The 24,787-nt window shown below is 43.6% G+C and carries 22 protein-coding genes; 13 read left to right on the top strand and 9 right to left on the bottom strand.

The window, feature by feature from the left end:
- Positions 1 to 46: 46 nt before the first annotated feature.
- The 8 genes from ACVCAM_RS20370 (at position 47) to ACVCAM_RS20335 (ending at position 4,651) form a co-directional block, all read left to right on the top strand.
- The gene (locus ACVCAM_RS20370) at positions 47 to 748 is read left to right on the top strand and encodes a hypothetical protein (protein WP_000237191.1); all 702 of its coding nucleotides are present in this window, start codon (positions 47 to 49) and stop codon (positions 746 to 748) included.
- 134 nt (positions 749 to 882) lie between these two features.
- Complete coding sequence (locus ACVCAM_RS20365; protein ID WP_000856246.1) at positions 883 to 1,179, top strand: hypothetical protein; 297 nt, start codon at positions 883 to 885, stop codon at positions 1,177 to 1,179.
- Between the two features lie 44 nt (positions 1,180 to 1,223).
- Positions 1,224 to 1,661: a hypothetical protein gene (locus ACVCAM_RS20360; RefSeq protein WP_000286108.1), complete on the top strand. Its 438-nt coding sequence runs from the start codon at positions 1,224 to 1,226 to the stop codon at positions 1,659 to 1,661.
- A 67-nt stretch (positions 1,662 to 1,728) separates the two neighbouring features.
- Positions 1,729 to 2,265, top strand: coding sequence for a hypothetical protein (locus tag ACVCAM_RS20355; protein WP_000800251.1), 537 nt, complete (start codon positions 1,729 to 1,731; stop codon positions 2,263 to 2,265).
- 225 nt (positions 2,266 to 2,490) lie between these two features.
- Positions 2,491 to 2,859 carry a hypothetical protein gene (locus ACVCAM_RS20350; protein WP_000537761.1) on the top strand — a complete coding sequence of 123 codons (369 nt, stop codon included), beginning with the start codon at positions 2,491 to 2,493 and terminating at the stop codon, positions 2,857 to 2,859.
- Positions 2,860 to 3,291: 432 nt separating this feature from the next.
- Positions 3,292 to 3,591, top strand: coding sequence for a hypothetical protein (locus ACVCAM_RS20345; protein WP_000442693.1), 300 nt, complete (start codon positions 3,292 to 3,294; stop codon positions 3,589 to 3,591).
- A 356-nt stretch (positions 3,592 to 3,947) separates the two neighbouring features.
- Complete coding sequence (locus ACVCAM_RS20340) at positions 3,948 to 4,232, top strand: hypothetical protein (RefSeq protein ID WP_001091367.1); 285 nt, start codon at positions 3,948 to 3,950, stop codon at positions 4,230 to 4,232.
- Positions 4,233 to 4,297: 65 nt separating this feature from the next.
- On the top strand, positions 4,298 to 4,651 hold the full coding sequence (locus ACVCAM_RS20335) for a hypothetical protein (protein WP_000210769.1): 354 nt from the start codon (positions 4,298 to 4,300) through the stop codon (positions 4,649 to 4,651).
- A 286-nt stretch (positions 4,652 to 4,937) separates the two neighbouring features.
- Here the strand turns inward: ACVCAM_RS20335 and ACVCAM_RS20330 are convergent, their stop codons facing one another.
- From ACVCAM_RS20330 to mobI, 8 genes are read right to left on the bottom strand one after another with little or no spacing between them, the layout of a single operon-like run.
- The gene (locus tag ACVCAM_RS20330) at positions 4,938 to 5,669 is read right to left on the bottom strand and encodes a nuclease-related domain-containing protein (protein WP_000338612.1); all 732 of its coding nucleotides are present in this window, start codon (positions 5,667 to 5,669) and stop codon (positions 4,938 to 4,940) included.
- A gap of 1 nt (position 5,670) precedes the next feature.
- Positions 5,671 to 6,852: a S49 family peptidase gene (locus ACVCAM_RS20325; protein WP_094166803.1), complete on the bottom strand. Its 1,182-nt coding sequence runs from the start codon at positions 6,850 to 6,852 to the stop codon at positions 5,671 to 5,673.
- A gap of 10 nt (positions 6,853 to 6,862) precedes the next feature.
- On the bottom strand, positions 6,863 to 7,525 hold the full coding sequence (locus ACVCAM_RS20320) for a DUF4400 domain-containing protein (RefSeq protein WP_000718549.1): 663 nt from the start codon (positions 7,523 to 7,525) through the stop codon (positions 6,863 to 6,865).
- Entirely contained in the window at positions 7,512 to 8,621 is a 1,110-nt protein-coding gene (locus tag ACVCAM_RS20315) for a hypothetical protein (RefSeq protein WP_000343600.1), read from the bottom strand. Before ACVCAM_RS20315 ends, ACVCAM_RS20320 begins: the two co-directional genes overlap by 14 nt.
- Positions 8,621 to 10,705, bottom strand: a complete 2,085-nt coding sequence (gene traD, locus ACVCAM_RS20310) for a conjugative transfer system coupling protein TraD (protein WP_001284073.1) — start codon at positions 10,703 to 10,705, stop codon at positions 8,621 to 8,623. Before traD ends, ACVCAM_RS20315 begins: the two co-directional genes overlap by 1 nt.
- A complete protein-coding gene (gene mobH / locus ACVCAM_RS20305) occupies positions 10,705 to 13,851 on the bottom strand; it encodes a MobH family relaxase (protein ID WP_001011152.1) in 3,147 nt (1,048 codons plus the stop codon). Before mobH ends, traD begins: the two co-directional genes overlap by 1 nt.
- A gap of 9 nt (positions 13,852 to 13,860) precedes the next feature.
- Positions 13,861 to 14,598, bottom strand: coding sequence for a hypothetical protein (locus tag ACVCAM_RS20300; protein WP_000995978.1), 738 nt, complete (start codon positions 14,596 to 14,598; stop codon positions 13,861 to 13,863).
- Positions 14,595 to 15,080 carry a conjugative transfer protein MobI(A/C) gene (mobI, locus tag ACVCAM_RS20295; RefSeq protein ID WP_000071885.1) on the bottom strand — a complete coding sequence of 162 codons (486 nt, stop codon included), beginning with the start codon at positions 15,078 to 15,080 and terminating at the stop codon, positions 14,595 to 14,597. The genes ACVCAM_RS20300 and mobI overlap by 4 nt, the downstream gene beginning before the upstream one ends.
- A 759-nt stretch (positions 15,081 to 15,839) precedes the next feature.
- On the opposite strand from mobI, the gene ACVCAM_RS20290 reads away from it, so the two are divergent.
- The 5 genes from ACVCAM_RS20290 to ACVCAM_RS20270 all read left to right on the top strand — a co-directional run bounded on the left by ACVCAM_RS20290 (position 15,840) and on the right by ACVCAM_RS20270 (position 24,156).
- On the top strand, positions 15,840 to 16,640 hold the full coding sequence (locus ACVCAM_RS20290) for a hypothetical protein (RefSeq protein ID WP_000004208.1): 801 nt from the start codon (positions 15,840 to 15,842) through the stop codon (positions 16,638 to 16,640).
- 1 nt (position 16,641) lies between these two features.
- Positions 16,642 to 17,154 carry a hypothetical protein gene (locus ACVCAM_RS20285; RefSeq protein WP_001140952.1) on the top strand — a complete coding sequence of 171 codons (513 nt, stop codon included), beginning with the start codon at positions 16,642 to 16,644 and terminating at the stop codon, positions 17,152 to 17,154.
- A 591-nt stretch (positions 17,155 to 17,745) separates the two neighbouring features.
- The gene (locus tag ACVCAM_RS20280) at positions 17,746 to 18,792 is read left to right on the top strand and encodes a thioredoxin family protein (protein WP_000196727.1); all 1,047 of its coding nucleotides are present in this window, start codon (positions 17,746 to 17,748) and stop codon (positions 18,790 to 18,792) included.
- Complete coding sequence (gene trhH, locus ACVCAM_RS20275) at positions 18,782 to 20,197, top strand: IncHI-type conjugal transfer protein TrhH (protein WP_001257292.1); 1,416 nt, start codon at positions 18,782 to 18,784, stop codon at positions 20,195 to 20,197. Before ACVCAM_RS20280 ends, trhH begins: the two co-directional genes overlap by 11 nt.
- An 8-nt stretch (positions 20,198 to 20,205) precedes the next feature.
- Entirely contained in the window at positions 20,206 to 24,156 is a 3,951-nt protein-coding gene (locus tag ACVCAM_RS20270) for a conjugal transfer protein TraG N-terminal domain-containing protein (protein WP_094166804.1), read from the top strand.
- A gap of 122 nt (positions 24,157 to 24,278) precedes the next feature.
- On the opposite strand, the gene ACVCAM_RS20265 is transcribed toward ACVCAM_RS20270, so the two are convergent.
- Positions 24,279 to 24,785: a YrhA family protein gene (locus tag ACVCAM_RS20265; RefSeq protein ID WP_000654195.1), complete on the bottom strand. Its 507-nt coding sequence runs from the start codon at positions 24,783 to 24,785 to the stop codon at positions 24,279 to 24,281.
- Between the last annotated feature and the right edge of the window lie 2 nt (positions 24,786 to 24,787).

Here is a 24,787-nt window from a genome sequence, read left to right as displayed (position 1 = left end):
TAATTATTTGTCACGTCTGAATTATATGTAGACTTACGGAGAGGATATGGTAATTACTTATTCATTATCGGAAACGTTTAATATGTTTTTACGCGAGATTATTGCATCTGGACTTGCAGTTTTTTGCGCATGGTGCGTTTTGTGTCTTTTCTCTGATCAGGAACGAGGTAAAGAGGTTCCTGTTTCTATGAAAAAAATAACTTCAAAGTCAGCTTTCTCCTACTTTATCAGTTCTCAAATTGCCGCTTTTATTATCTCCTTGTTGGGTTCAATCTTAAGCACGAAATGGGACAACATCGTCTGGAATGATGAAATAAGACAGTTTTATCTGCATGTAGGATTTGGGCTGGTAGCTTGTGTATTCTGTCTGCTTGTAATCTTGCATGAGAAATTTATCAAAAGAAATTTAAATGTTTATTCTGGTTATTGTGGTTCACTGGCAGTTAGTCTCACAGGAATCTTTGTACTTTGTGCGTTATATCTGACATTTTCATTACCATTTCATTATGAAGAACGTCTACTTAATGATGCATCCTTGGTGGCTTCGGATGGCGTTGAAAATTCAGTCGTTTTTGCAGACGGTCGTTACTGGGTTTTTGAACTGGGCTTACCATATTTCAAACAGTCATTGCTCAAAGAGGTAAGAAGGGGCAGGTACCAGCTAATCTGCACTACAGAAAAAAAACCAACATGCTGGTCTGGCAAAAAACTTCCCGAAAAACCAACCTCTTTGAAAGCTAGTTCATAAAGATTTAAACTGCTCGCTTAAATCCACACTGGTCCAATTTTGAAAATTTATTGTGTTTTTAAAAGAAATTACAGTGTGGGTTATTAGCCAGTAGGTCGGAGTTTTATATAATACCCAAAAACACAGGAGGTATTATGAAAACCAATCTGGCCTATGCATCTAATTGCTCCGATTCTGTCTACTCCTATATTTATCAGGCACTGCAACAACGCTCTGGTGCCGAGAATGAAAGCCTTTATCAGCAGGCCATTTCCAGCTGCTGCACAGATAAACAAAAAAAGAAACTGGCCGGGTATTATGCCGGTCCATGGCAGCTGCTATTCAACGCGTGGTGTAACAATCGCGTCCCTAACACAGCGGTGCTGGCCCTTTTACTCCAGCAGTGCTTATCTCATTTCCAGTGCGAAGAAGTGATCGCAGCCTGGCAGTAACCCTATCAAGCCCCTTCGTATAGCGGAGGGGCAGGAGATATCTCATGTACAGAAACGACAGAAACGTGGATTCCTTCAACCTGGTTAATGCTCTTCAGCCGGTCTTTCGTAACACCGGCTGTGGGATGTTTGAATATGATCGTAAAAAGCAGAATGAAACCGCTGATTCAATCTTACGAGCGTTGGCGTTAAATGCCGATTTCGCGAGGGCCTTAAAACAGTACGTCCGGATTAATTCTGTACGACGGGTTGTTCAGTTCGATGACGGCTCGGTTCGCTATGGTATTCATGCCGAATTTGAAGGGCATAATAAAATTAATTCCTTCCGTATTTTTAAAGATGAAGATACAGACGCATTTGACTCCTATTTTTATTCGGTTTGCGATAATAAAGCTGAGCTGGTGGATTTTAAAATGGACTCTCTCGATATTCAATTGCAGGCAGTTTTTGAAAAGGTGACAGGTATTTTTCTGTCACATTAAATATTCAAATTTTCAATCCTCGGGCTGATAGACAAAAAACGCACTTTAGAATATAGATGAGATGAATATGAAAAACGTAAATATTTTGGATACCGATATTGCGGCCATTAATGCTCTTTCTGGCGTAGAACTGACTGACTTTCTCACTGCCGGGTATCAGGTAAACTGGTTAGGAGAAAGGGAGGTTTCGCTGGTGGGCTTTCCGTGTTTAGCAAGCAACAAGCAGCCGGTAGAAGTTGGTCCCGGCATTTTCATTAATCGCGTGTACAGCAGAGACAGCCAGTCTCTGAGCGGGAAATTGCGCTATGACCTGTCTAATGGTCTGGCAACGAGTGCATTTTCATTTTTCTCCCAGTCAGGCTGGTATGGGGGATTCCGTGTCGTATCTTTCCGTGACAACGGGCCAGCTGCGTTAATCAACATTGGTATTGTCCATGAGAATGTTTTGAATGCATTTTGTGCTGACTTCCCCCGGGCCAATGTGAGCGTAACCCGTTTTCATTGTGGCATGACGCTTGAGCAGATCCGAATGTTCATTTCAGACACTGCTTACGATATGCCGCTTTATAACAACGAGTCTGACTTTCGCAGGCTCGCCAGTTAGCATGGAGGCTGACTTCAGTGCTTACGCCTAAAAGCCGGTGAGCGAGGTGGCGGAACCGGTTGGCTTCGCCCAGTCTTACTTACTTCTCTCAAGGTACTGCGCTGCAAGCGTACGTAAAAAAAGTAAGTAGCTAAATGGCGTGAGCGATTAGTTCTATACGGGAAGAAGTCATAGTATTCTGAAATGATAGTTATCTCATACGAACGATAGTAATGGAGTTTCTTAATGGGCGTTGATATCTGCTGGCGATTTCAAAGGGAAGAAAAGCCTGGTAAATGGATTAATTTATCAAGCAATTATAAAGGGGACCGATCATATCTCCACTTTGCCTGGCTCGGATTTGATGTAGATCGTGAAAGGGCGAGCACATCAGCAGTTTTTATCCACGCATTACGCGGATTACCTGATGATATACCGTCCGAAGATGATGATTTATTCGGTGAACATTCATACTCATGGCTGACTTCGGAAGAAATTTTGTCAGCCATACCACCCGATAACGCCGGAGAGGTGATCCAGGAATTTGTCGAAGAAGTAAAGCGTCTCCACGTGGAGAACGGCAGCGTCCGTTTCGTCTTTGGATTTGAAGGGTAACCCGTAAGAAAGTAGCTATCTTACCCGGCTAGGTCTCCAATCTCTCAGATGCTCAAAGAGGGCCGGGCATGGTGCCCACACATCCCCTACCATTCCGATTTGATATTCGTCTAATACACCCTTTAAAGAAAACAAGCAGACGGCAATGAGACGTCGGATTAGCGTCAGCAAATATGAGACGTCAGTAGTCGATGTTTGTCCTGCGGAACGTGAATCTGTTTACAAGGGGTAAAGCCGTACCATCCATGAGGGCTCAGAGAGCCGGGGTCTCCTCCAGATCACTGGAAGTTATTGACTCTGGCAGGCCTATCCCTATGACTTTTTCCCGGATGGCAAATTAAGAGCGAACAGGGCCAAATTAGTACTCTTTTCTAAACGGAAATACTGAATCACCCTGATATAACTGGTCTCTCACAAGACAGGAGATCATCAATGGAACGTGTAATATTTTCAGTAATCTTTTTTATGATGCTGGGCGTACCTTTTTACCTTCTTTATAAAATTGCCCGGGACATTTTTGGTACCGCCGGTGCTGGTGAGCCTGCACAATTGCCTCAGGGCAAGCAAAGACGCTCAGGAGGCGCTGGTTCGGGTTCGATCTGGCAAGGACACCATCTACAGGGGAGCAGCCATTTGAACCCCCTCGGAGGTGATTGTAATGGTGAAAATAGCATAGCTGGTGGTTGTGATGGTGGCGGTGGAGGAGGTGACGGAGGTGGTGGTGGTGACTGATAGCCTGCAACTTTAACTATCAGGATGAAACCCATGTCCAGCAACCGGAAAAAGAATTCATTTCAACCGAAAAGCCCTGCCTTAAAGTGAAGCGTATTAAACGTGAAGGATGCTGAATTAGAGGGTATCGGTTTTATACTGAAGCGTAACTGGAAGAAGGATCTGAAATTAACTATTACGGAAAAGTAACTTTCTGACTCACCACGTACGCCCCTCGGTTATGCCATACAGTTTGATACGAAAACAGATCAGTAAGTAGATTGCTATACGCCGGAGAGAAGTCTATTTTTCATGCACCGAACCTGTTTGGCCTGCAATGGAAGCAGGTATAATAATCACATACAAAGGAGGGCATTATGAATACATTTTTATACGTGCTTTTGGCCTGGATTGTTGTGCTTTTTATCGCCAACAAACTGCTCGCAAGACGTAAGCCCAATACGGTTAAAATCCTGGTACAGCGCAACGGGAAAGCCGCAGAGGTTGATGCTGTAGTGGTTCAGGGTTCAAAGAGAGCTAACAACAGTTCTGTTGCGGACAGCGACGCGGTAGATAGTTATTTTGAAATGAATCCTTACTCCCGCGAAAACCAGGCGAATGGTTGGGCTATGCTGGCCAGAGACGATGACCAGCTTAAATAATCAGTTGAGTGTGATGTGTAAAGCAGCTTAAAACTCTAAATGGACGAACAGGGGAGGTGACAAAGATGACAACCAATACAACAACGACCACCTACCGCTCAGAAGAAATCGTGCCGTTCAGACGGCCCAAAGGGGATCTGGATAGTCGGTATATGCCTCAGGTGTATGCAATGGTGCGGAACTGGGCAAGTAACCCTGCTCAATATGGTGAGGGTGTACTGGCCTCCTACCGCCAACCGGCAGTAAACCTTGCCTACCAGGTAAAAGGAACTCGTGTTGTTTTAATTCTGGTACCAGTAGAGTGCGAGCCACCTGGAGTGATAATGACGGAAACAGTCCTGTGGCCGTCACTATCACTTGTAGAAGTCTTGCAGACCTTGCAGGAGGCCTGGCAAAATATTCCGGCGTTAAACCCCTGACGACTTCTGTCAATATCACCGGCTAGTGATTTACCTCTCTGCTGGTGGTCAGCCCGCCTAAGTTCAAATTATCTCTTTCTAAATTAGCCCGGATAAAAATCGGTCCCTCTAAAATAGCCTGCCCTGAGTAGGCTACGTCATACAAAGCGTTGGCCAGTCACCAGCTGGCTGGTGGCCATAATGCTCCACAGGATAAACCGTATCAGAACTACGCAAAGAAAAAGCCCCAACAATTTACCGATGGGGCCTTTTGCAGACATTTTACAGCCTTACCAATGATAGAGCGCTAAGGCTTCTGCTTAGTGAACAGACTTGCCCACAGATAATGGATAAAGTTGAGCAGAATGTATGTTACTCGTTGCTCGAATTTCATCGGGGCTTTGTACTTTGTCGTTATGTTATGAATATGAGTAAGGTCCGTATAGAGCCCTGGCGACTTCCTTGTTGACTTCAACACCGAACAGATGTGCTGAACAGACTCCGGTGTGAACAACCGTAGCCCTCGTCGTTGTTTGACTTTATGGATAAAATCGTCCATCCCCATACATAACCATTCCGGCTTGATGCCATCAAACTTACAACGTCCGTTTATGATGACGACATTGATACATTCCAGTTCTCTAGCCTTAAGAGCAGACTGAATAGCCCTGATGTGCCCCTGGTTTTGCTTAAACGGGTTCTGCAACTTGAGGGTTCGGGACTGAGTCCATTTCCGCCAGTGGCTTTCCTCCAGAGTACCGTAGAGCTTGCCTACGTAGTTTTTCTGCTCTATGACGTATATACCATGTGGGGCTACGAGAATGTGATCAACCTGCGTAGTGCTATGAGCCGACAACTGAAAGGTGAGATCACTAAGTAGCCCCTGAGCTTCTTCAGGAAGCCCAGATTCAATTGCCTTTGCAGTCCGCCGTTCCGCTATGGCAGAGGTCATAAATCCCAACAGACACAGCAACACGACGAAAATAAGGATAATGAAAGCTACCCCCGTAATGCTCCACAGCAGATTGAAAGCATCCATGTTACCTCACAGAGGGGTAGCTGGTGGCATTAACAGATTCTACTAAGCGGGTAGTGGTACCGGTAAGGCTCTCAATATTTGAAGACAGGCTCATCAGCATGCCGAGTGCAGAACGGAGATTACGATGAGGCTCATTGTAGTTTTTGAACGTGTCAGTGGAGTACATTTTTGAAAGACGTGTACGGATCTCTACTGACGTAAGATCTCCATCCACCAGGCCGTACTTAACTGCCTGAGGTGTTGGCCATACACGGCCTGAATAGAGAGAAACAGCATCGGCATCATGACGCGAGAGAAGCTTTTTACCCCGTCCAAGTTCAACATCAGTTATAAATTTTTCATGCATCGTGTTCAGGATCTCCTTCTGCATGAACTCCCTCGTTGAATCGGACAATGGGTGGAAGGGGTCAAGAGCATCTTTGAACTCACCGGCCGTAAGGGGCTCATTCTTGACGCCTACTGTGCTCATGATCTCTGACAGATTCCAGTGGTCCATACGCACACCGATAGAACCGATCAGGGCATTACTGTCGGCATAAATTGCATCAGCGGGCGATACCGCGTAATAGCATGCGGATGCGCATATGCCTTTCACACTAACGATGATTGGTTTATATGAGTCTGCGATATCAGAGAAAAAACGACCGGTACCGCTGGAGAGTACTTCGAGGGAGTTTTGCTTCGACCGTGCTTCATCGCCACGTTCTGTGCTCCCGGTTTTGTTACTCTTGTCAGCGGCTACAGATGAAAGAGAGCCACCGGCATCTGATACGCGTTCAATCTGTGGCTGGTGGTTTTCAAGCGCGTTTATCTGGCGGTAAATAATGATGGCGTCAGAGGGACCACCACCACCTGACTCTGCCTCGATAATAACTGCTTTGGCATGGGGATTATTGTAAGCTTTGGCAAGAGCTGTTGCGATCACTGTTCCATCGCCCGTTTCCGAGCCGGTACCCATCTCGCCAGAAATCCGTATTACAGCTATATGGTCTTTCTTCCCTTCAGCGTCCTGCCATTGTTCGTAAAGATTGTAGAAAGAAAACCCTACAGCGGTCATGGCAATTAGCGACATAGCAACTTTTGCCGTGGTATGAATGCGAAACATCTTATAAAAACGGTCAGCGTTATCATTGAGCGATTCTTTGATATTTGTAGGGGACTTCCTTTTTTTACTGCTTAACATCTGACCACCTTTACATGAGTTTTTGAAAGTTAGACCACAAGCGATTCAATGCAATTCCCAGTATCAATAAAGCGACTGGTGGGAAAAGTTGAGCGATATTGTTAAATAGTGACATATTTGGCATGACCAGGTAGACCATCGTTAAAGCACTGATCACCCAAAATGCTCGAAACCAAATACGATAAAACTGAACTGTAACCTTACCAAATACGTACCTCTTCAATTTCCACTGGTACATTCCATCTGCTAGCATGGCAAATAGATAGGGCAGAAAAACGATTAGCCACCCCAGGATTAAGTTCCACCGGAAAATGGACTGATAAAGTAAGAGGGGTATGTTTTTGGCCATAGTGTAATTAATAGAGGTAAATTTTTCAGCAACAATGTTAATACCTCTGGCTGGTTTTTTGGTGTCAGGGATCAGAATAGTATTCAGATAGTCAATTAACTTATAGTCATGTACCAACCAATTTAAAGTCGCTTCACTATTTGCAATGACAGACTTCCAACGGTCATTTGATATGATGGACCGGCTTGCATTAACCTCCTGAGTAATCTGATATTTGAGCTCCTCAGTATTCTGGAAAGCCAAGCTGTAACCAAAATAAATGACCATGCCAAAAAAAAGCATTGTTCTGAGCACTGCTGCCCTGCTTGTATTATCCGCAGCCATTGCTTTCCCTCCATTCACGAAAAAGAGCTAGCCTCTGATCGTGATTGCAATAGTTGTTACGCCACATCGTCGGGATACCCAGGAGCCAGTGGTACTGTTTAGGTATGATTTGGTCGATGAGGCTTAACTCCGCCAGTTCTTTATGCTCTGCGCTTTTCCACTCGATCTGTCCCACATCAGGAACAAATACAGCGGTCCTTGCTTTTGCGGCCTGGCGGGAAAATTCTATAAAGTTGATGCCCCACGGCGTCCAGTATCTGTACTGCTCGTTTAGGCCGATGTTAAACACCGGCAGAGAAAGAGTTGAGTCGGCAAAAGCCGAAATCACATTTTTGCAGACTCTTGGACTATCTATTTTTTCCTGTTCGGTTTTGAGATGAGTCAGCAGTGCACGGTCAATAATGCTGTTAAAGGTGTTTGTATAAAGGCCATTAGGGTCAGGAAGCTGATCTATGGCAGTAATGATTTTAAATTTTAACCGAGAAAGAAAGGGAGAGTCCTCAATAGTAACTATATGACTATGTGTTGTTTCTGGATGAATCTGGGGTTTGATGCGCTGTACTTGTTTAAAAGAGACACTACCTGGCAAATTAATGAATGCGCCCACCGTGCGTGTTAAATCGACGAAATAAGGCAAAAGATAACAACCAAGCATACGGGCATTCTTTTTTACAAGATCACACCGTACGTCATTGTTATCGAAAGAAATACGGAAACTAACGAATTTACGTTCAGGACCTTCGCTGGTGGTCAGTGATTGAATCCATTCATGGCATGATCCTTGTGGTACCGACCAGTAGCTGGTTTCACGGTCCCCAAAGGGATCAGTCGTGATCAACTCTCCCTTTAAAAGGAAAAGCTCAGACAGGGTATTTGCCATGGAGAATAGGGAATCGATATCGTTGCTCTGACAAAATTTTCCCAAATGATGAAACGCGTTTTTTTCTATCATAGTTAGCCGATCTCGAACTTCCTGAGAATCTGCGTACTTTAAACCCAAAGACTGAAAGCGCCTTTTTACGAGCGAGCGACATTTGCTGACTTTTAGTGCAGAGCTTAAAATTTGCTGGCGCGTCAGGACAATTTTTTCATCCATCAATGCAACTTCCTTAGAAATTTATTAAGATTTTTGATATCGAGATTTTGACGCAAAGTAACTTTTCCGGCCTTCTTGAAAAGCATTTCCGACAGAGTTGTGTTTGGCTTCATTTGTTTCTCAGCAACAGCAATAGGGATTTGGCCTACAACCTTCCTGCCATCTTGAAGCCTGGCAACTATGTGAAACATAGGGACCTGACCCAAGAGATCCTTTGGAATACTCTCTTCTAAAGTTGTCTGCTTTCTTTCTGAGATTGAACCTGAGAAGTTATTATGCGGCAAAGATGTTTCTGAACCGGTCGTATAAGTGACCATATTTGTGCTTATCGCACTCTTACCAAAGTTCTCTACAACAAGCGTCTGAGTAGGAGTATCGTTGACTCGCAAGCTTATATAATTGTTGCAGAGCCCCGTAATTCGATTGGCAGTTTCAACACTTGCCGCAGCAATAAAGTCGGAGATGGTTTGGGTGCAAATAAACAGTGCAATTTTCGCTGCACGACCCTGCGCCAGAAGGTTAATCATAGGGTTGTTAATGGCTGAGTGTGCCTCATCAACAAAAATACTTATCCTGGAATTAGCTGACATATCACCATCTTGAGCGTTGTAGCGACTACCGGCACAGGAGGTCAGATCTGACATTATTAATTGAGAAATAGCAGCTGCTGTATCGGGGTTTGAAAGGCCATCAAGCGAAATGTATAGCACCCCGCCAGTGCTGAACATCCCTTCGCTTGTTACAATTTCTCTTGATGATACTGAGTTCGGGTTAGGAGATAAAAGCTCATTTAAAGGTTTTTCAATGAGCATATCGAAAACAGGCATAATACCTGCGGTCATTTTAGCCATATGCTCTGGGTCGGACATTGAGTAATCAATAAGCTGGGAAACAGTATCTAACCAGTCTATTTGTTCGGACCCCTCGTAATTCATGAAATGAGCCGTAAACCATTCAGCGAGACGCTTGAAACGTACCGGCAAGGTATCGTTAGCGACGTACTTAACTTTTTCGGTCCAGACATCGTAACCATAATATCTCGCGTAACATGACTCCATTACCTTGACTGTAAGATTCACAATAGACATGTGGCTTTTCATGTTCTTGTGAATCAGATAAATAGAAGGCTTTTTCTCTATGTAAGAAAGCCCGGAAATCACATTGGAAACGAGAGCCTTGGCATACTGAACGAATGGGTTAACCTCACCGGGAACTGTCACCAAGCTCAAAAGACGAGATGTTAGGTCAGAAACATTAGTATAGGTGTTGCAGACATCAATACAGACCGAAGATGCTGGCTGGCCAGGATGAAATTTATAGAAAGGAAGACCGAGGGTCTTAGCCTCTTCCATTAGAGATTCTCGCCACTCTGCATCGTTCTTTGGATCTATGACAACAACAACATGACCAAGATGAAGCATGCTAATGCTTAGTAAACGCTGTAGCACCGTTTTCCCGGTACCCACGTTTCCGGTTATCAGAGTATGACCAAACCAATTGTCTTCAGTTACAAATATGGGTTCCCTACGTTCCACAGCAAAAATTGCATTGCTGCCGCCCATCTTACGAGCCATTGCGTCAAAATGTCTCTTAATTGGGTTGAAGACGAATGGCAACTCGATCTCACGTTTATCACTGGAGAGGTTAGCTATTTGATATGCCCGATCCGCATGTTCCGGACCCCACTCAAACCCATCACAAAAATAGGACTTTCGCTCGGGTATATCCTTATTTTTATTTTGATAATCCTGAACCAGTTGACGATACTTTCGCTCATTGGAGAAAAAGTTACTTTTGTTAATTACACGCAGTGAATCAAGACTAACGAACATGAAATGTCGCTTGAATACACGCCAATGAGCCATCAAAAATGGCGCTGCTGTTTTGCAACGATAAAGGCACAGCAAAAAAAGCAATATTGAGGTGAACAGAACTATTGGGGCGATGTCCAGTCCGTCTGAAGAAAGTCCCATATAAAGCATAGAAACCGAACAAATCAAAAGTATTGAGGCACTACGATACTCAAGAATAGGCCGATAAAAATTCTCTTGTGCATGGAGGTTAGTCCTCTTCGAATCTGACATTATAGGTTCCCAGCCTCTTTCAGGTTATTGATAATTCGTTCAATGTCCACTTTCGCCCGGTCTGATGCGGCCAGCAAAGTAGGCATGTTAAATGCATGGCATTTTGTATTGATCACAGCACCAGAATTAACGAGGTACTGAGGAAGCTTATTGAAAAGATCTTGAGCCTCTAACTGCGACCCAAATTTTTCCACGCAAGATTGGGTCAGATAGAGAGTATTAGGAGTACTTACCATAAATCTGTTTTTGCGCTTTCTTTTAAACGCCACCTCCATTTTGGACAGAATTTGATGCAGTACTAACGCAATTTCTACAAATTCAAGCTCTGTAACGTCACCTTCGCTTATAAGCGAGAATTCACCATTTTGGTCTGATTCAGTAGATGCAAAGACTTTACTGTTCAGATTGTGACCAGAAACAGGTGATGCTGGTTTTTGTACTTCTGCTTTGTCCGATGATTTATTCCGGTTGCGCTTGGGATTTTGTTTTTCTACCGGTGCTGTTGGGGCGAACAGTCTGGCCAGTGCTGGCGAAAGATGATGCCCCTTAGCGTCTGTGGGCGCATGCTCTCCATTTGATTCTTCAAGTACAGGAGGTAAGGCGGGCTCTTCACTTGCCATCACACTGGTTGCGGCTGCTTCGGTCTGGGAATACACAACTTCAGCTGGTGGTGGGCAGTTACCCTCAGTATCTGGTTCTGAGTTTTCTTGTCCTACAGAAACATCCATAGAGCGTTCATTCGTACCCTGGGGATCAGCGTTCTGTTCTCGGTTAAGTTCTGGTAATTCTGACGGCTCGGAGAGAAGCTTTTCATTATGGACCGAAGAGCTTGTTGCACAACTACCGACTTCTGGCCGAGAAACACTAAGCTGTGAGAAATCGGTATAATCAATGATCTCATGCTCTTCATCTTCTTTCTCAAAAAGATGTTGATAATGTTCATATTCCACAGCCTCAGTTTTCAGCGGACCAGTCGCGGATGCACTATCGGTTCCATGATATTCCACGTCGCCAGAATGTTCTTCGACTGCATTTACACGTGGGGGAGGCAGCTCAAGCGTTTGCTTTGGACGTGGGGCAGAGTTTTCAACAGAAGACTCATCATTAATCACTAATGCCTGATACATAGAAGTATTGAAAAGTGACTTTAAAGTTGTTGGCCTTCTTGGCTCATGATAGGTGAGCTGGAACCCGGCGCAGTTATCGCCGAGCTGGACTAAACGCAGATCGTCAATGTCCCTTACTATCCACATTCCATCGAGAGAGCCTTCTCTGAATGTCAGTTGGAAATAGGGCTCTTCACTGAATGCTTTTTCATCTAATCCCGGCAGCAATGCCATAGTGGTATCTATGTTGAGGTAGGGGACAGCATCAACACACACTATATAGTCATTGGAAAGTGGAGCGCTTAAAAGGAGTTCATGAAGTTGGTTGACCAGGACATGGGATTCCGTGTCCTTTGCCGATTCATCTTCACTTTCTTCTATATCAGGAATGACAGGATCAGCTGCTTCCTCACCCTCAGATTTAACTATCTGCGTGTCATTATCAATTTCATTATCACTTTCGGCTTTCTTCTCAAAATCGTCGGATGAGCCTTCATTTTTCTTAGAATGTATATCAACATCAATAGAGGCAGAGGAGCGGCCTAAATCATTAACCTTAAGAACAGCCGTCTCAACAGTATCAGTAATTTTAGTTATAACGTCCCGACCGGGCACTGGTCTTCTGTATTCAGTAACTGTTTTTTGCTCGTCAATGTAAATAAAGTCTTTATTGGCATTAACGCTAAAAAGACCCGGCACTGAGTCAGGGATTTTATAGGAATCAAAGATTAAACCAATCCACCTTAGCTTAAGAAGGTTATAGAATTCTAGTTTCCCTATCCCATTTCTAAAGATGTTTGATATTTCGTTTTCCGAATAGATACCCGGAATGAAGTAGTGAACGACACGCTCATCATCATAGGGCTCGACGTAACCACGTTGAACTAGGGATTCTACCAATACGGTCTTACCAGCCTCTCCCTGAGGGAAGTTATATTTATGTAATTCGAAATCATTGAGAACAAAATCAAGGAATGCGTTCTCGTTAAGGTATACCTCACCATTTACGATAATGATGTGCATAGGCTTAGCATTGTAATTGTTGATATTGATACTGGTAAAGTTGTGCTTGATGGTACTAATGGCCCTTGCTGCTGCATCATTAGAACGCAGACCCATGATAGGGTCACGTAAAACATTAAGGTCTGTACCAGTAGAATAGAAATCAGCGGTCCTCACGCATTTAGACAAAAAGTCATTCCCATCAGTATAAACGTTTAGGGCGGTGATCATTTTTGAATAAACACGTTCTTTATTTACCCGATCCAAAAATGCAAGACATACCGGGTTTAGGATTCGCTCAAGGAAAACGCTGGACCAGATATTATGTTGATTATGAATACGCTTTCGCCAGTGGATTTCGTATTCAACCACGTCATTTTCACGTGCCCAGTCAAGAAGACTTTGTGAGCTTGGCGTCCAAATGATCGGACTAGCTAAATTCAGGCTTACAATGTCGAGATCGTAAACCTTTCCGGCATCATGGACTAAACCACAGATAAACGCAGCATAGAGATATACTTTTCTACGGACTACTTCTTCATCTTGATATCCGATTGGTCTCAGTTCTGAGTGATGCGCATTTTTTAAAGAGAGTATGGCCACTTCCAGGCTGTGAGAAAGTAACCCACCAATACCATTATGATGATGATTTTCGGAAGCTGGCAAAAGATGTATCCAGCGAACATATTCAACCAAGGGCTTTAAAACTAAATTAGTAAATGTATATGCATCGTCCCTGATGTCGCTATCGCTGATAGCTAACATCATTGAAATTGAGTGCAGCTTTTCCCGATACAGAGACAGGATTGACTGTTCATTAAATGTCTGTATGCCCGTCGGACGAGTTGGATACTCGATGAATTTCAGGACTTCTGGATTTGGATGATCAGGAACAGTGTACTTCTGATCTCCTAGAATCTGCGCAAAAGGAGAGAGGCTTGATATATCCTCAATCATTACAGAGGTTGCATCATTCTCCTGAGATGAGAATATCCCCAAAATCCGTTTAATACATAAATACAGCGCCCTGAAATTCATCATCATACCTTATCGACGTTTGCCTGACAGTTCGGCTGCAATGTATGCCTGCACACTTTTATATTGCATTACTTTGGTGATGAACTCTGCTGGACTGTATGGCCCATCCTTACGGCGAGAAACATTCAGAGTCTTTTTCACATTCTCAACATATAAATTAATACTCTTTATAATGTTGTGAGACATAACCGGATAGTCGCTTACAGCCAGTAAACCCAATGAGTTGTACTCATACATTGTGTTCATGAGCTGGTTCATCTCGAAGATGTACTTGTAAAACCTCATGGTGTTGTGGTTATTGAAGTTGAGTTGTACTGGTTCAAAACTGAAAGGTACAAACTGAGTTGATGACATGAATGAGTCATTCTTGTCGAACTCAATTGACTTAATATAAGCAACAAGATTTTCTTTCATCTTATTGTTTTCTTCATGCAGCTCGTTGAACCAATCCTGAATAGCCTGAACAAGGTCAGGATGTTTAACTGCATCAACCGTTTTAAAGAGAGAGGAAATAGCGATACTCACATCATCAAAACCTCTGATGACTGCTCCATTTCTGGCAGTTAAAAACCGGTTAAAGTCTGGGGTGCCGGGGTTAATAATAACTTTGGCCATACCCTGGTGCTCTGGTCTACGTTGAGTAGAAGTTTGAGCGTTTACGCCTTGCTTTTTATTTGAACCTTTTACCATTACATCTTTTGGTTCAATGTTAATACGCTCATTGTCCGTGATAATTGCGTCGTTCATTGTGCCACCTTAGTTTTTGAGTATTGACGGATTTTTCGTCCAAGTTCGATATATGCTGAATGATAGAGCTCAAGCATTTCTCTGTAAGGCTCCAGCAATGCTTCCGTTTCAGAAATCATTTCGTATTCCCAGCTGGCATGGTTTACAAAACAGTTCTTAGAATATTTTCCACTTTTCATTGGTTGCACCCGTTTTGACATGTGGCTAGGCGCTCTTGTTTTATAAGGGCTGAACTGATGCCAAGTGATCGTTACTTTTCTGGCATTACCAATTAGCTCAACTTTTGGTGCGTAAGAACCCAGGTACTCCCTCTTTGGAACTTTGCTATGTCGGGTAAGGTTAATCTCTTGGTGGTTTCGTTCCTTCCACTTGATCCAGTATTTTGTAATGAGATCTTCAGCCTCAACACGCAAACCTTCAATCTGAGCACGTAAATTTTTACGTGTTAGCTCTATAGAACTTATAAGATTTGAATTACTCATGACGCCTCCTGATGTGAAATTACTATACCGGAGGAAATTTCCGTTTTTTTTCACGAACAGAAGATTTTTGAATGCTCTTTGATGAGGGAATTGAACAGATGTAATGCACTCGCTGTTTCCCCCATTCGGGAGGGGCCTTCAGAAACAGTAACAGCGAGTTTAGCCTCACTTCCATCGCTACCCCCTAAAGTTACTTTTGACAGAATGACCATTGTGGATTATTGCTTTTGATAATGTGCATTGCTCTATTAAAGTTATACATATATCTAGTGCCACTTTTCCAAAAAAAATGACCCTATGGAACTTTGTCCATAGTGACACTTTTATAAAAAGTGACCCTATGACGACATTACATAGGGTCACTTTTCAAACATAAGTGACCCTATGTGAGGCATTCATAGGGTCACTTTTCTTTGTTTAGTGATCCTATGTAAGCATGAGGTTGATGAAAAGTAAAAATGTCAGTTTATGACGGTCAGTGAAAGACGTCGTTATTCTAATCCAACGTTGGGAGGGGCTGGATTTAGGTTTTTTTTTAATCGCTTCACATTTCGTTAGCATGCGCAGGAATTTTTGATAAAATTCTGGTTAGTTTGGTTAAAAAGTGTTACAAGTAAGCGGTGTGGTTGAAGGGATAGATTTAAGGCTTATTCAAGCCTTAAGAAAATACTAAAAGTTACTTTTCACCCTACCGAACACCTAACAAAAAATCCATGTTGAAGATTTGAACAATTGTAATGGCGCAAGGACAATCAGCACATGTCAGAATCTGATAATTTAACTCGTAGCTTACTCGGTAAACTTTTCCGCACTGAGATTTCGCTTATTCGTAGTTACCGTGCATTTTTAATGTTATTGCCTGTGCATGGATCTTCTGCATATCAAACTGGGACTCCTCTTCTCCAGCGTCGCCTATTTGGGAAAGGATTTAGTACAGCCGCTGATTTAGCTTTTGAAGTGGAAACACGTCCAGGTAGTTTTTTGGTTCCGCGTACACTCGGAAAGGAAATTACATGGGAGAGGTTTTTTTCTGCGGTCTTGGACGGTGATTCCAATGTAATTCGTGAATATGATACAAATGATATTGACTATGGTATTTACGATGCCGGTGAAAAAGTGACTTTTCTGAATGGTACAGTGGATATCTATAATCCCAAGAAGATTCATGAGTTGCGTTCTAAATGTGTTGATATACAGAATGACTACTTTATGCAGGTGTTCTTTATCTCAATGCTCGCACCAGAGTTTGTAAGTATTTTCTTTGGTTTAAAACCAACTACAGCTGATGCTATTAAAGACATTGGTTATTCATCGTTAAAAACAATTAACGATGTCGTTCTTTTCCCACGTACAATTGCTTTCTCACAAGGGCATATTGAAGAGAGTGTTTCACTTAAAACGAAAGTTTTTGCCTGGGCTTATGAATTGTCTGCTGACATCCGGTTAGGAAAAGTTAGTGATGATTTGATGGAACTATTACGTTATGACACTATGTTCACCAGTCACCGTCAGGATGTGTTCAACACTTTAACAAATAAAGTTATGTTAAAGGATTATTGATATGGCAAAGGTCGATCAAACAAAAGCTAATGCTCTATTGCGAGCAGCAAGAACTATGTCGCTTGGGGCAAATAAAAATACAATACGAATTTTGTACGGTAATCATGTTGCTGAAAATATCGATTTTGAGCCTGGTGCAAAAACAAAACTCAAAAAAGGTATCCGGGGCTGGAGCAAACGCACAGATAACCGCCGAGCCTTTTCTGCTGTTATTGATGTCGCAGTTAACTATTTTGGTTTTGATCCAATAAATCCGGAAGCGAGTTTTCGGCAAATTGACTTCAACCGAATAATGAGTGTCCTTCATAATCTGGGATACTTTGTATGCGCACCGGAAGTTAATAAAATAATAGAAATCCTTACTTCTATGAAAGAAATTGAAGAACTAGGTGCCTGCGAAAAATGTAAACGCCCATACATTGTGCCAGTGACAAATGATGCTCATTGTCCACGTTGCAGATTATCTTCAACTGCTTCAGCCATAGAGAGGTATTCTCAAGAAGAATTAGATTAAATTTAAAAAAGATATCGCGAAACTTGCCTTGTCTGAATCTAAATATTGACTTAAGTCAAATTCTGTTGTTTGCTTTACAATCAAATATTAGTTACAACTTAAATATCAACTCTTGACAAGTAAAGATATAATTTGATTTTTCTTTATTCAGTTTTTCTTCGTTCCAAAAATGTGCACCTTTTTTTCTGTTGAAAACGTAAAACTACTTAGGTTCTCAAAACCTTCTATGCATGACGACTTCTTAATCGCTTTCAATTAATATATTTTATATTCTTGTCTAAGTTCGCTTCTTTGATCCTTAGCTATTCCTTTTTTGAAATATAGAAACAGCATTACTTGTGATGATTTTTTTCAGCTCTAAATACACCTGTTTTCAAAGCAATATTTGCTTTTAGATATTCGATAAAACCATGTTTTTGTTACACCGGATTTTTGACAACGTGCAAGATGGATGATCTTTCCATCACCGAGACTATCTTCTTAGTCAGCACTCCTTTTCCGTCCTTTTCAACATAAAAACGACCATGCTATACGAGCTCTAACCTTTTTTTTGTATGCCATCATAACCGCATCAGAAAAGGAGAACGGTCTATGACTCGTATTGCATTAGCGCCTTCAAAGATGGTTTTGCTTATGTCTTTGGTAATTACTGGTGCCCACGCCAGCCCTGAGCAACCCCTAATAAAAGATACGCCCTTTGTATCTGGCCAGGCTTATAAGAAGGGTTTCTTCTGGTATGACGATCCTGCTAAAAAAAGCGAAGCTGAAGAAGAAGAGGTTTTGCCACCAACCGGTGCTGCTAGCTCGCCTTCAAAAGAGGAAATGGTAGATTTAAATTCAAAATGGCTAAAAGAGAATATGCCTCGACTGTTAACGCAGGCAATGGATAACCCTACCGCAGAAAATCTATCACGTTATTACACGGCGCAAAGGTTAATGCTGGATATCAGTACGCGTTTTTCTGACAAATCAAAAGATTATTTTCTTAAAAACCCGATGATGTCTGAAAAACGCAGGCAACCAGTGGAAAAGGTGGCACTGGATGCTCACCGCACTGTTGTTGAAAAAAATCAGCAAACGGTAATGAAAGATATCTTTACTAAGTCAGGTTTATTTTTCTTTTTCCAGAGTACTTGCCAGTTTTGCCACGAAGAAAGCCAAATACTTCAATTTATGCAGAACTATTATTCGGTAGATATTCTTCCAATCAGTATGGATGGAAGGCCATTGCATAATGGCCTTTTTCAGGATTTTAACATCCCCAACGCACAAATTATTGATCAATTTAAAATTCGAGAGGTACCTACAATTTTCCTGGTTTCAAAGGATGGGACATCAGCTCAGCGCATTAGTGAAGGCATGATCTCCGCTGATGAATTAAAGAACACTATTATACTTGCCGCGAAGGGCATGAATCTGATCGATGACGCTTCGTTCCAGTCAACTCTAGATATTAAAAGGCAATATACCATCGGCGATGATGGCGTTATTACCGTTAATAAATCCGAAATGGAATCAGACCCATTCCTACTTCAAAAAATAATGGACCAAAAACTCGAAGGCTATGACATGCCTACGGCCGATCCGGTCAATTATCTCAATGCTGGCGGCAGTTTTGGAGGCACTTATGCGCAGTAATGCCGTTTTCAACTTCAAAAAGTTACTTTTGTCTCTTTCTGTTTGTGCTGCAATTTTAGCCCCGACTGCAAATGCAGACAACGCAATGCGTAACATTTTCAATGGCATGATGACGTCTACCAGCCCGGCCACCTTTTCCACAGCAACCCGTACAGGCATAGTTGGCGGGTCAATGTCTTACCGAACAACAAACGTTAATACCAACCTTGTTTCCATGTCGTTTCCAAAAGCTTCTGTCGGTTGTAACGGTATTGACGTTTTTCTTGGGTCCTTCAGCATGATCAACGGGGACCAGCTTGTGCAGGTGGCCCGTGGTATTGCCCAGGGTGCGGCTATCTATGCTTTTAACGTTGCTGTTTCAGCTATTTGTGCTGACTGTGCTGCAACGATTAATGACATCCAAAACAAACTGCAAGCGCTAAATAAATTTGCGAAAGATTCATGCAATGCAACTTACTCTTTCCTTTCTGAAAACGTGGGTACGCCAAGCCAGTTCGCTAACTCAGTTAGCTCTGGACCAGCCTCAATTCTGGGATCGATTAATGGTCTTATTCCTGATTTTGGCTCATCGATGACAAAGTCACCTGAAGCTGTCACTTCTCAGGTTAAAGCAAAGGATCCCGAAGAGTTCGCTGAAAAATTCAGTGGTAACCTCTTCTATATGTCGTTCATGGATATTGATAAGGGAACGATGAACATCGGAGGGGTAACGGAGTTATCCGGTTATAAACTGGCAGAACAACTTATGTCTCTCGTAGGTACTGTCATTATCAACTGGGATAGCAAAGGCGAAAAAGCGGGAATGGAAGTCCGCCCGTCTACCATGACTGTCACGGATTACATCATGGGGCCACCAGCTGGCGGATCAATTAAAATGCTCAAGTGTTCTCCGGCACCAGATCCATCATCCCCACGAAAGGCTCAGTGCCTTGTCATGTCAGAAGTTAATGACGGTGGTTTTAAGGGATTGAAGGATACCATTTCTGATCTTCTTTTAAACGTACAGAAAAAAATCATCAACGACGTTCGTGTTTCAGATGATGAATTACGCATTATCTCCTATATCGGCATCCCGACCATTATCGACTCTTTGCAAACATTCGAAGCACCGGAAGGGTACGCATACATTCAGGACATCAGCACTATTGCTGCGACGAGCCTCGTAATCAACATGTTGCGCCAGGTTGAGGCCAAAATTTCAACCATGAGCATACCGAGTGAGTCGCTGTCGGGTAAAAGGGATGATCTCAACCGATTAACAGACAATCTCTCAAAACAGGTTAAAGCCGCCTATGAGCTATCGCACAGCCAGGTCGGTACCAGCTCGGACGTCATTTCAACCTGGGATAACCGTCGCCTGCAACGGAAGGCTTTCACTGAAAGTATTCGTGGCACACGTAACTGAGGTCTGACATGGATTACAACATATATACCCTGGGTGATATTGATTTTGTCTGGTCGGCTTTTACCGGTATTGCCCTGATCTTTTCTCAATATACTGGTGTAAAAGAGTTCCTGACCACGGCCGCCGTTGTAGCAGGTGTGAGCCTATTCTATAAAACGTGGCTATGGCTTCAGGCTCCGACCAAAAATGAATTACCGTTTTTCTCCTGGTTTTTGGGGTTGATCCTTTTCATGATGGCAATGGTTCGAGTGGATGTAACTATTGAATCTGTAAAGTCGGGAGAGGTCAGAAACGTCGACGGAATTCCAATTTTTATTGCTGCGATGGCAACCGTCACCACTAACTTAAGCCAGGGTTTGCTGAAGGATTATAAAACAGCGTTTGATCCGCTTTCTCCGGTGGACCTGTCTGCAACAACTCTGGACGATGACATCACCCTCGGTCCGATGATCCGATTCGTGAAGTTTTTGCAATGGGGCGGCGATAGCCTGGGCTACTGTTCCGCATTTCCTGAACCGGCCAGCGGGCTAGGGCCAATGAACGTATGTGCTACCGTTCAGTCTCTTGCATACAACTGCCTGAAGGCTACCCAAAACTCAAGCGCAAATATTGCCGGTAAAGAAACTATTTTTAACGATATTTTCTCAGCTAATCTGGCAGATAGCATGGACCGGATTAATCAGGCGATGAAAGGCGCACTGAAGAATGCCTCTGCCAGTATTGTTGGCGCTAACGGTTCAAAATCTGGTACGTGTGATGAGGTCTGGTCAACTGTGAAACAGGTTACCAGTACAGCTGAAGCTCGCCAGACTATTTCCCTTATAGGACAGACAAACGGCATCCTTACTCCAGACGAAGCAAATGGTGCACCTACCGGCGCAAGCTTTACTGATGTTATGGCGTCAGCAAATGGTATGTACGGTAAGGCTATTGGTTCGTATGACGCCACCCTGAACCTGTTCATTATGAATGAGCTCAGAAATGGCGCAAGCAAATATAAGACCCCACTCGGTCTGGCTTCCGATATGCAGTTGTTTGAGGCTTCTCTGAAGCGAACCAACACAATGGCTTCACAGGGCCAGTTGTGGTTACAACTGTCGGGAGCAGCAATCGCATTCCTTGAAATGTTTGCTTATATGGTTGCTCCATTTGCTTTGCTTATGCTGCTGGCGTTAGGTGGTAATGGTGTTGCCGCTGCGGCGAAATATTTGCAACTTATCCTCTTCGTGAATATGTGGCCGCTTACGGCAGTAATGGTCAACGCGTATGTGAAGAAAGTCGCGACGGCCGACTTGGATACCTGGAGCACCCTCAACAGCCAGAATAATGCCGTCACGTGGATGGGACTCCCAGGGCTTGCGGAAACATACAGTTCATACCTGTCTGTTGCTTCCGCCCTCTATGCTCTGATTCCGGTACTCACATTATTCCTGATGACACAGTCGATTCACCCGATGATGAATGCGGTTAAGGGAGTGACCCCCGATGCGCCGGTGGATACTGGTCATGTAACGCCCAAAGTATGGGATGGCCCTAACAGCGGTAAATCTTCATTTGGTGACGTGACACGAACCGCCTTAACCAGTACCGGTCAGGGATACAGCGATGGCGGCGCAGTTGATTCAAGTAATTTCCGTCTTGGAATGTGGAATGCTGGTTCAAGTATCGCTAACAGCCAGGGACAAGGATCAGCTGTAACCTCATCAGTTATGAGTGCGGCAAGTAATTCATTCCAGGCTGGTTACAGTCAGATGAGCGAAATTGGAAGGTCAGGACAGTCGAGCCAGCAGTTCTCAACCAACCTGCAAACAATGAAGCAGATCTCGGATAAGATTGGTGCCTCTGTAGCAGAAGGTATTGCAACGAAACATGGGGTGAGTGCGTCTCAGATGGCCAGCATTGCTTCAAATGTTATTCTCAACGCTGGGCTTAATGGAGGTGTTGGAACTGGCAATGGAGCCGGGCTGAAAGCGGCTGTAGCAGGGCAATTGAGTAGCGGTGCATCTAAGACCAATACAGGCAGTGACTCGCTTTCAAATGACCTTTCAAAAGCAATCACGAATCAGCTTAGCCAGGATTCTGCGTTAACTGACCAGTTCAGTAAAGCGGCGTCTCAGGTAAGCAGCGATCAGATATCCAATACTAATGCGTTTAAAGAAGCATCGTCGAAAATGAACCAGGCGACACAGACGATGGCGCAAAATATTTCTACATCGGTTTCGACTAACGCAAGCTCCAATAGTGGAATGAGCCTTGATTCTAAACAAAGCATTAACCTGGACAGGTTCTCCGATTCTATTCGCAACAAAAACTTCAGTGATGATGATGTAAGGAATTTTGCTCGTAAGAATGGGCTGGATGAGAATGCGTTTATGGAGAAATTCAACTCCTATAACGATACCTTCAAGGCCAGTAATCAGCTTGGATCGCAGCTTCAACGTACTGACGCGCTTGTGGCTGCAACCCGAGATTTCAGTGAGCAAAAAATTGCGATTGATACCGCCCGGGGAGAGACGGCCGAAAGTAATAAACAGGATCTCCGTGAAACCTCCAGCCTGCTTAAAAGTCTGGTTTCCGACTTCGGTGGTAATGCACAGCAGCTGCTACCTATCACCAATCAGCTCGACAGAATTTCAGGTGACGGGTCAGGAATTAATACTATCACTCAGGCACAGGATAGAACTCCTGACAGCGTAAATACGTCTGGCGTGATGAGTGCGTCACGCGTAGGGGAACTGGGTGGAAGTGTAGATTCGCAGGCTAAACTCGGTCTTTCCTCCAACGCTCAGGACGCGACACAGCATGTCCCTGGAAAAAGTGAAGCTGGCTTTACTCCGTATAACCTTGATAACGCGGGCAAAGGCGATATTCAGGGAATACATAACAACAACGTGGGCCGCACTTATTCTGATGAAGAAAGGAATGTGCTTAATTCTCTCGAAAAGAATGGACCTGTACTGAATAATCAGGGTGTAGAGAAAGTCGTCAATTCGGGTCAGGATGTCAGAAATGCAGAAGGCACATTTAACGATCTGGAAAAGGTTGGAGGTCGGGTGGTTGGTGATGGAATGGATCAACGAGCCACTGCTTTGAACAGTATGTATCAGAGCGGGCAAGTTCGTGGCTTATCTAATAACACTGATAACTACTTTAGTCGTGTTGCCAACAACCCGAACTTAAGCCGGGACGATAAGCGAGCTGAATTGGCACAGCAAGCTGTCTTTACCTATGGTGCCAGCACCATGGCTACCGGTGCCGAAAGAGAGCAGCTCAAAGCGGATACCCAGAAGATCCTTAATGAACTGGGTAACTATAACGTTAACTGGAGTATGAATGACGTTAAGAGCATCCATAGCAGTTTCAACACTCATAACAGAGCTGATGGTTCACTTGAGTCAGTCGTACGGGCAAACCTGGGAGAAGGTGGGTCGGGCGGTGGTCTCGTTGGTAACCGCACTCAGACCGTCACAGATCGCTTGGTTGGGGAAAAGATAGAGGCCAACACTGAGCGGGGCGCGATTTCTGGTGCGCTACTCGGGGGCCAGCAATTTGTTTCGGATACGCTAACCAGCGTTGGGGCGAAACCGGTAAATGAGATGCTTACGGGAGCGGGCATCCTTCAAACCCAGACATCGATAGCAAATGATGCCTCTAACCCTGCAAATATGCCTGATTCTCTCCAGGGTAAAGTCCTTAATCACATGCAGATGTCTGATGGCGTCGCAGCTGTAAGTGACCGGTATCAGAGTATTAGCAGCGACGGCGTTTCGACTTATGCGAATGCAGCGCAGAACTCTGAAAGGGCTATCCGGCAGCAATTGACGGATGACCCACGCTTTGGGCCTCAGAAAGCAGATGAATTCATTCAGTACATGAAGTCAGAGCTGAGCAACACAAATGAGCCTTACCAGTCACGTGTCGATAAAGCGGATCAGTGGCTTAATGAAAATAAAAAATAAGGGAGGTTGAATATAACCTCCTGAAATGACTATCAATAGATTGTAAATTACTGCTAAACAATTAAGGCCGCAAAGTATGTGTTTGCGGCCTTTTTTTCAGAAGTACCGCTCTTGCGGAACATTCAACTGACGGTTTGAATCAGTGAAGACAAAAATCTATCAAACTCTGTATGAGATTCAATAACATAATCAGTAGATGCTTTGTCTCTTATCTGAAAGCAGTCGTCTGCAAAACTATAAGCGAAAAGTGACATGCCATCTTCTCCGATTAACACCTTATCAGTGAGATTTGGGTCAACGTAGATTTCATTGTCTCGTGCTTCAAAGTTGCGTATGTAAATATTTGACCACAATAGATTTTCGTTCTCTGCCTGAACAAGGTTATAAAACGTAAGTCCGTTGTACTCAAAACCATCCATAGCATTAAACACTTGGGCATAATCAAGCCTGGTTTTAATGAGTTTCTGTATATCTATATAGGCGCTCTTTTTGTGATCTGCCCACTCCACTGGAGGCGGATTGCAGATTAAGTCTTTCAAGACTTCCGGGGCTACCGGGCTGGCTAAAGGGTAGTGATCTGCAACCATCAACCTCTTTAAGCTGCTGAGTAGTTGAGTTAAATCTTTCATGA

This window comes from Enterobacter sp. CFEC122 (assembly GCF_052983755.1).
This window is presented reverse-complemented; position numbering and strand designations above follow the sequence as displayed.

Excerpts from the sequence above, each read along its gene's own strand:
- ACVCAM_RS20360 (WP_000286108.1), top strand. The coding sequence starts at position 1,224 with ATGTACAGAAACGACAGAAACGTGGATTCCTTCAACCTGGTTAATGCT.
- ACVCAM_RS20290 (WP_000004208.1), top strand. The coding sequence starts at position 15,840 with ATGTCAGAATCTGATAATTTAACTCGTAGCTTACTCGGTAAACTTTTC.
- traD (WP_001284073.1), bottom strand. The coding sequence starts at position 10,705 with ATGTCAGATTCGAAGAGGACTAACCTCCATGCACAAGAGAATTTTTAT.
- ACVCAM_RS20345 (WP_000442693.1), top strand. The coding sequence starts at position 3,292 with ATGGAACGTGTAATATTTTCAGTAATCTTTTTTATGATGCTGGGCGTA.
- ACVCAM_RS20265 (WP_000654195.1), bottom strand. The coding sequence starts at position 24,785 with ATGAAAGATTTAACTCAACTACTCAGCAGCTTAAAGAGGTTGATGGTT.
- mobH (WP_001011152.1), bottom strand. The coding sequence starts at position 13,851 with ATGAATTTCAGGGCGCTGTATTTATGTATTAAACGGATTTTGGGGATA.
- ACVCAM_RS20355 (WP_000800251.1), top strand. The coding sequence starts at position 1,729 with ATGAAAAACGTAAATATTTTGGATACCGATATTGCGGCCATTAATGCT.
- ACVCAM_RS20340 (WP_001091367.1), top strand. The coding sequence starts at position 3,948 with ATGAATACATTTTTATACGTGCTTTTGGCCTGGATTGTTGTGCTTTTT.
- ACVCAM_RS20270 (WP_094166804.1), top strand. The coding sequence starts at position 20,206 with ATGGATTACAACATATATACCCTGGGTGATATTGATTTTGTCTGGTCG.
- ACVCAM_RS20280 (WP_000196727.1), top strand. The coding sequence starts at position 17,746 with ATGACTCGTATTGCATTAGCGCCTTCAAAGATGGTTTTGCTTATGTCT.
- ACVCAM_RS20370 (WP_000237191.1), top strand. The coding sequence starts at position 47 with ATGGTAATTACTTATTCATTATCGGAAACGTTTAATATGTTTTTACGC.
- ACVCAM_RS20300 (WP_000995978.1), bottom strand. The coding sequence starts at position 14,598 with ATGAACGACGCAATTATCACGGACAATGAGCGTATTAACATTGAACCA.
- mobI (WP_000071885.1), bottom strand. The coding sequence starts at position 15,080 with ATGAGTAATTCAAATCTTATAAGTTCTATAGAGCTAACACGTAAAAAT.
- trhH (WP_001257292.1), top strand. The coding sequence starts at position 18,782 with ATGCGCAGTAATGCCGTTTTCAACTTCAAAAAGTTACTTTTGTCTCTT.
- ACVCAM_RS20350 (WP_000537761.1), top strand. The coding sequence starts at position 2,491 with ATGGGCGTTGATATCTGCTGGCGATTTCAAAGGGAAGAAAAGCCTGGT.
- ACVCAM_RS20285 (WP_001140952.1), top strand. The coding sequence starts at position 16,642 with ATGGCAAAGGTCGATCAAACAAAAGCTAATGCTCTATTGCGAGCAGCA.
- ACVCAM_RS20365 (WP_000856246.1), top strand. The coding sequence starts at position 883 with ATGAAAACCAATCTGGCCTATGCATCTAATTGCTCCGATTCTGTCTAC.
- ACVCAM_RS20320 (WP_000718549.1), bottom strand. The coding sequence starts at position 7,525 with ATGGCTGCGGATAATACAAGCAGGGCAGCAGTGCTCAGAACAATGCTT.
- ACVCAM_RS20335 (WP_000210769.1), top strand. The coding sequence starts at position 4,298 with ATGACAACCAATACAACAACGACCACCTACCGCTCAGAAGAAATCGTG.
- ACVCAM_RS20325 (WP_094166803.1), bottom strand. The coding sequence starts at position 6,852 with ATGTTAAGCAGTAAAAAAAGGAAGTCCCCTACAAATATCAAAGAATCG.
- ACVCAM_RS20315 (WP_000343600.1), bottom strand. The coding sequence starts at position 8,621 with ATGGATGAAAAAATTGTCCTGACGCGCCAGCAAATTTTAAGCTCTGCA.
- ACVCAM_RS20330 (WP_000338612.1), bottom strand. The coding sequence starts at position 5,669 with ATGGATGCTTTCAATCTGCTGTGGAGCATTACGGGGGTAGCTTTCATT.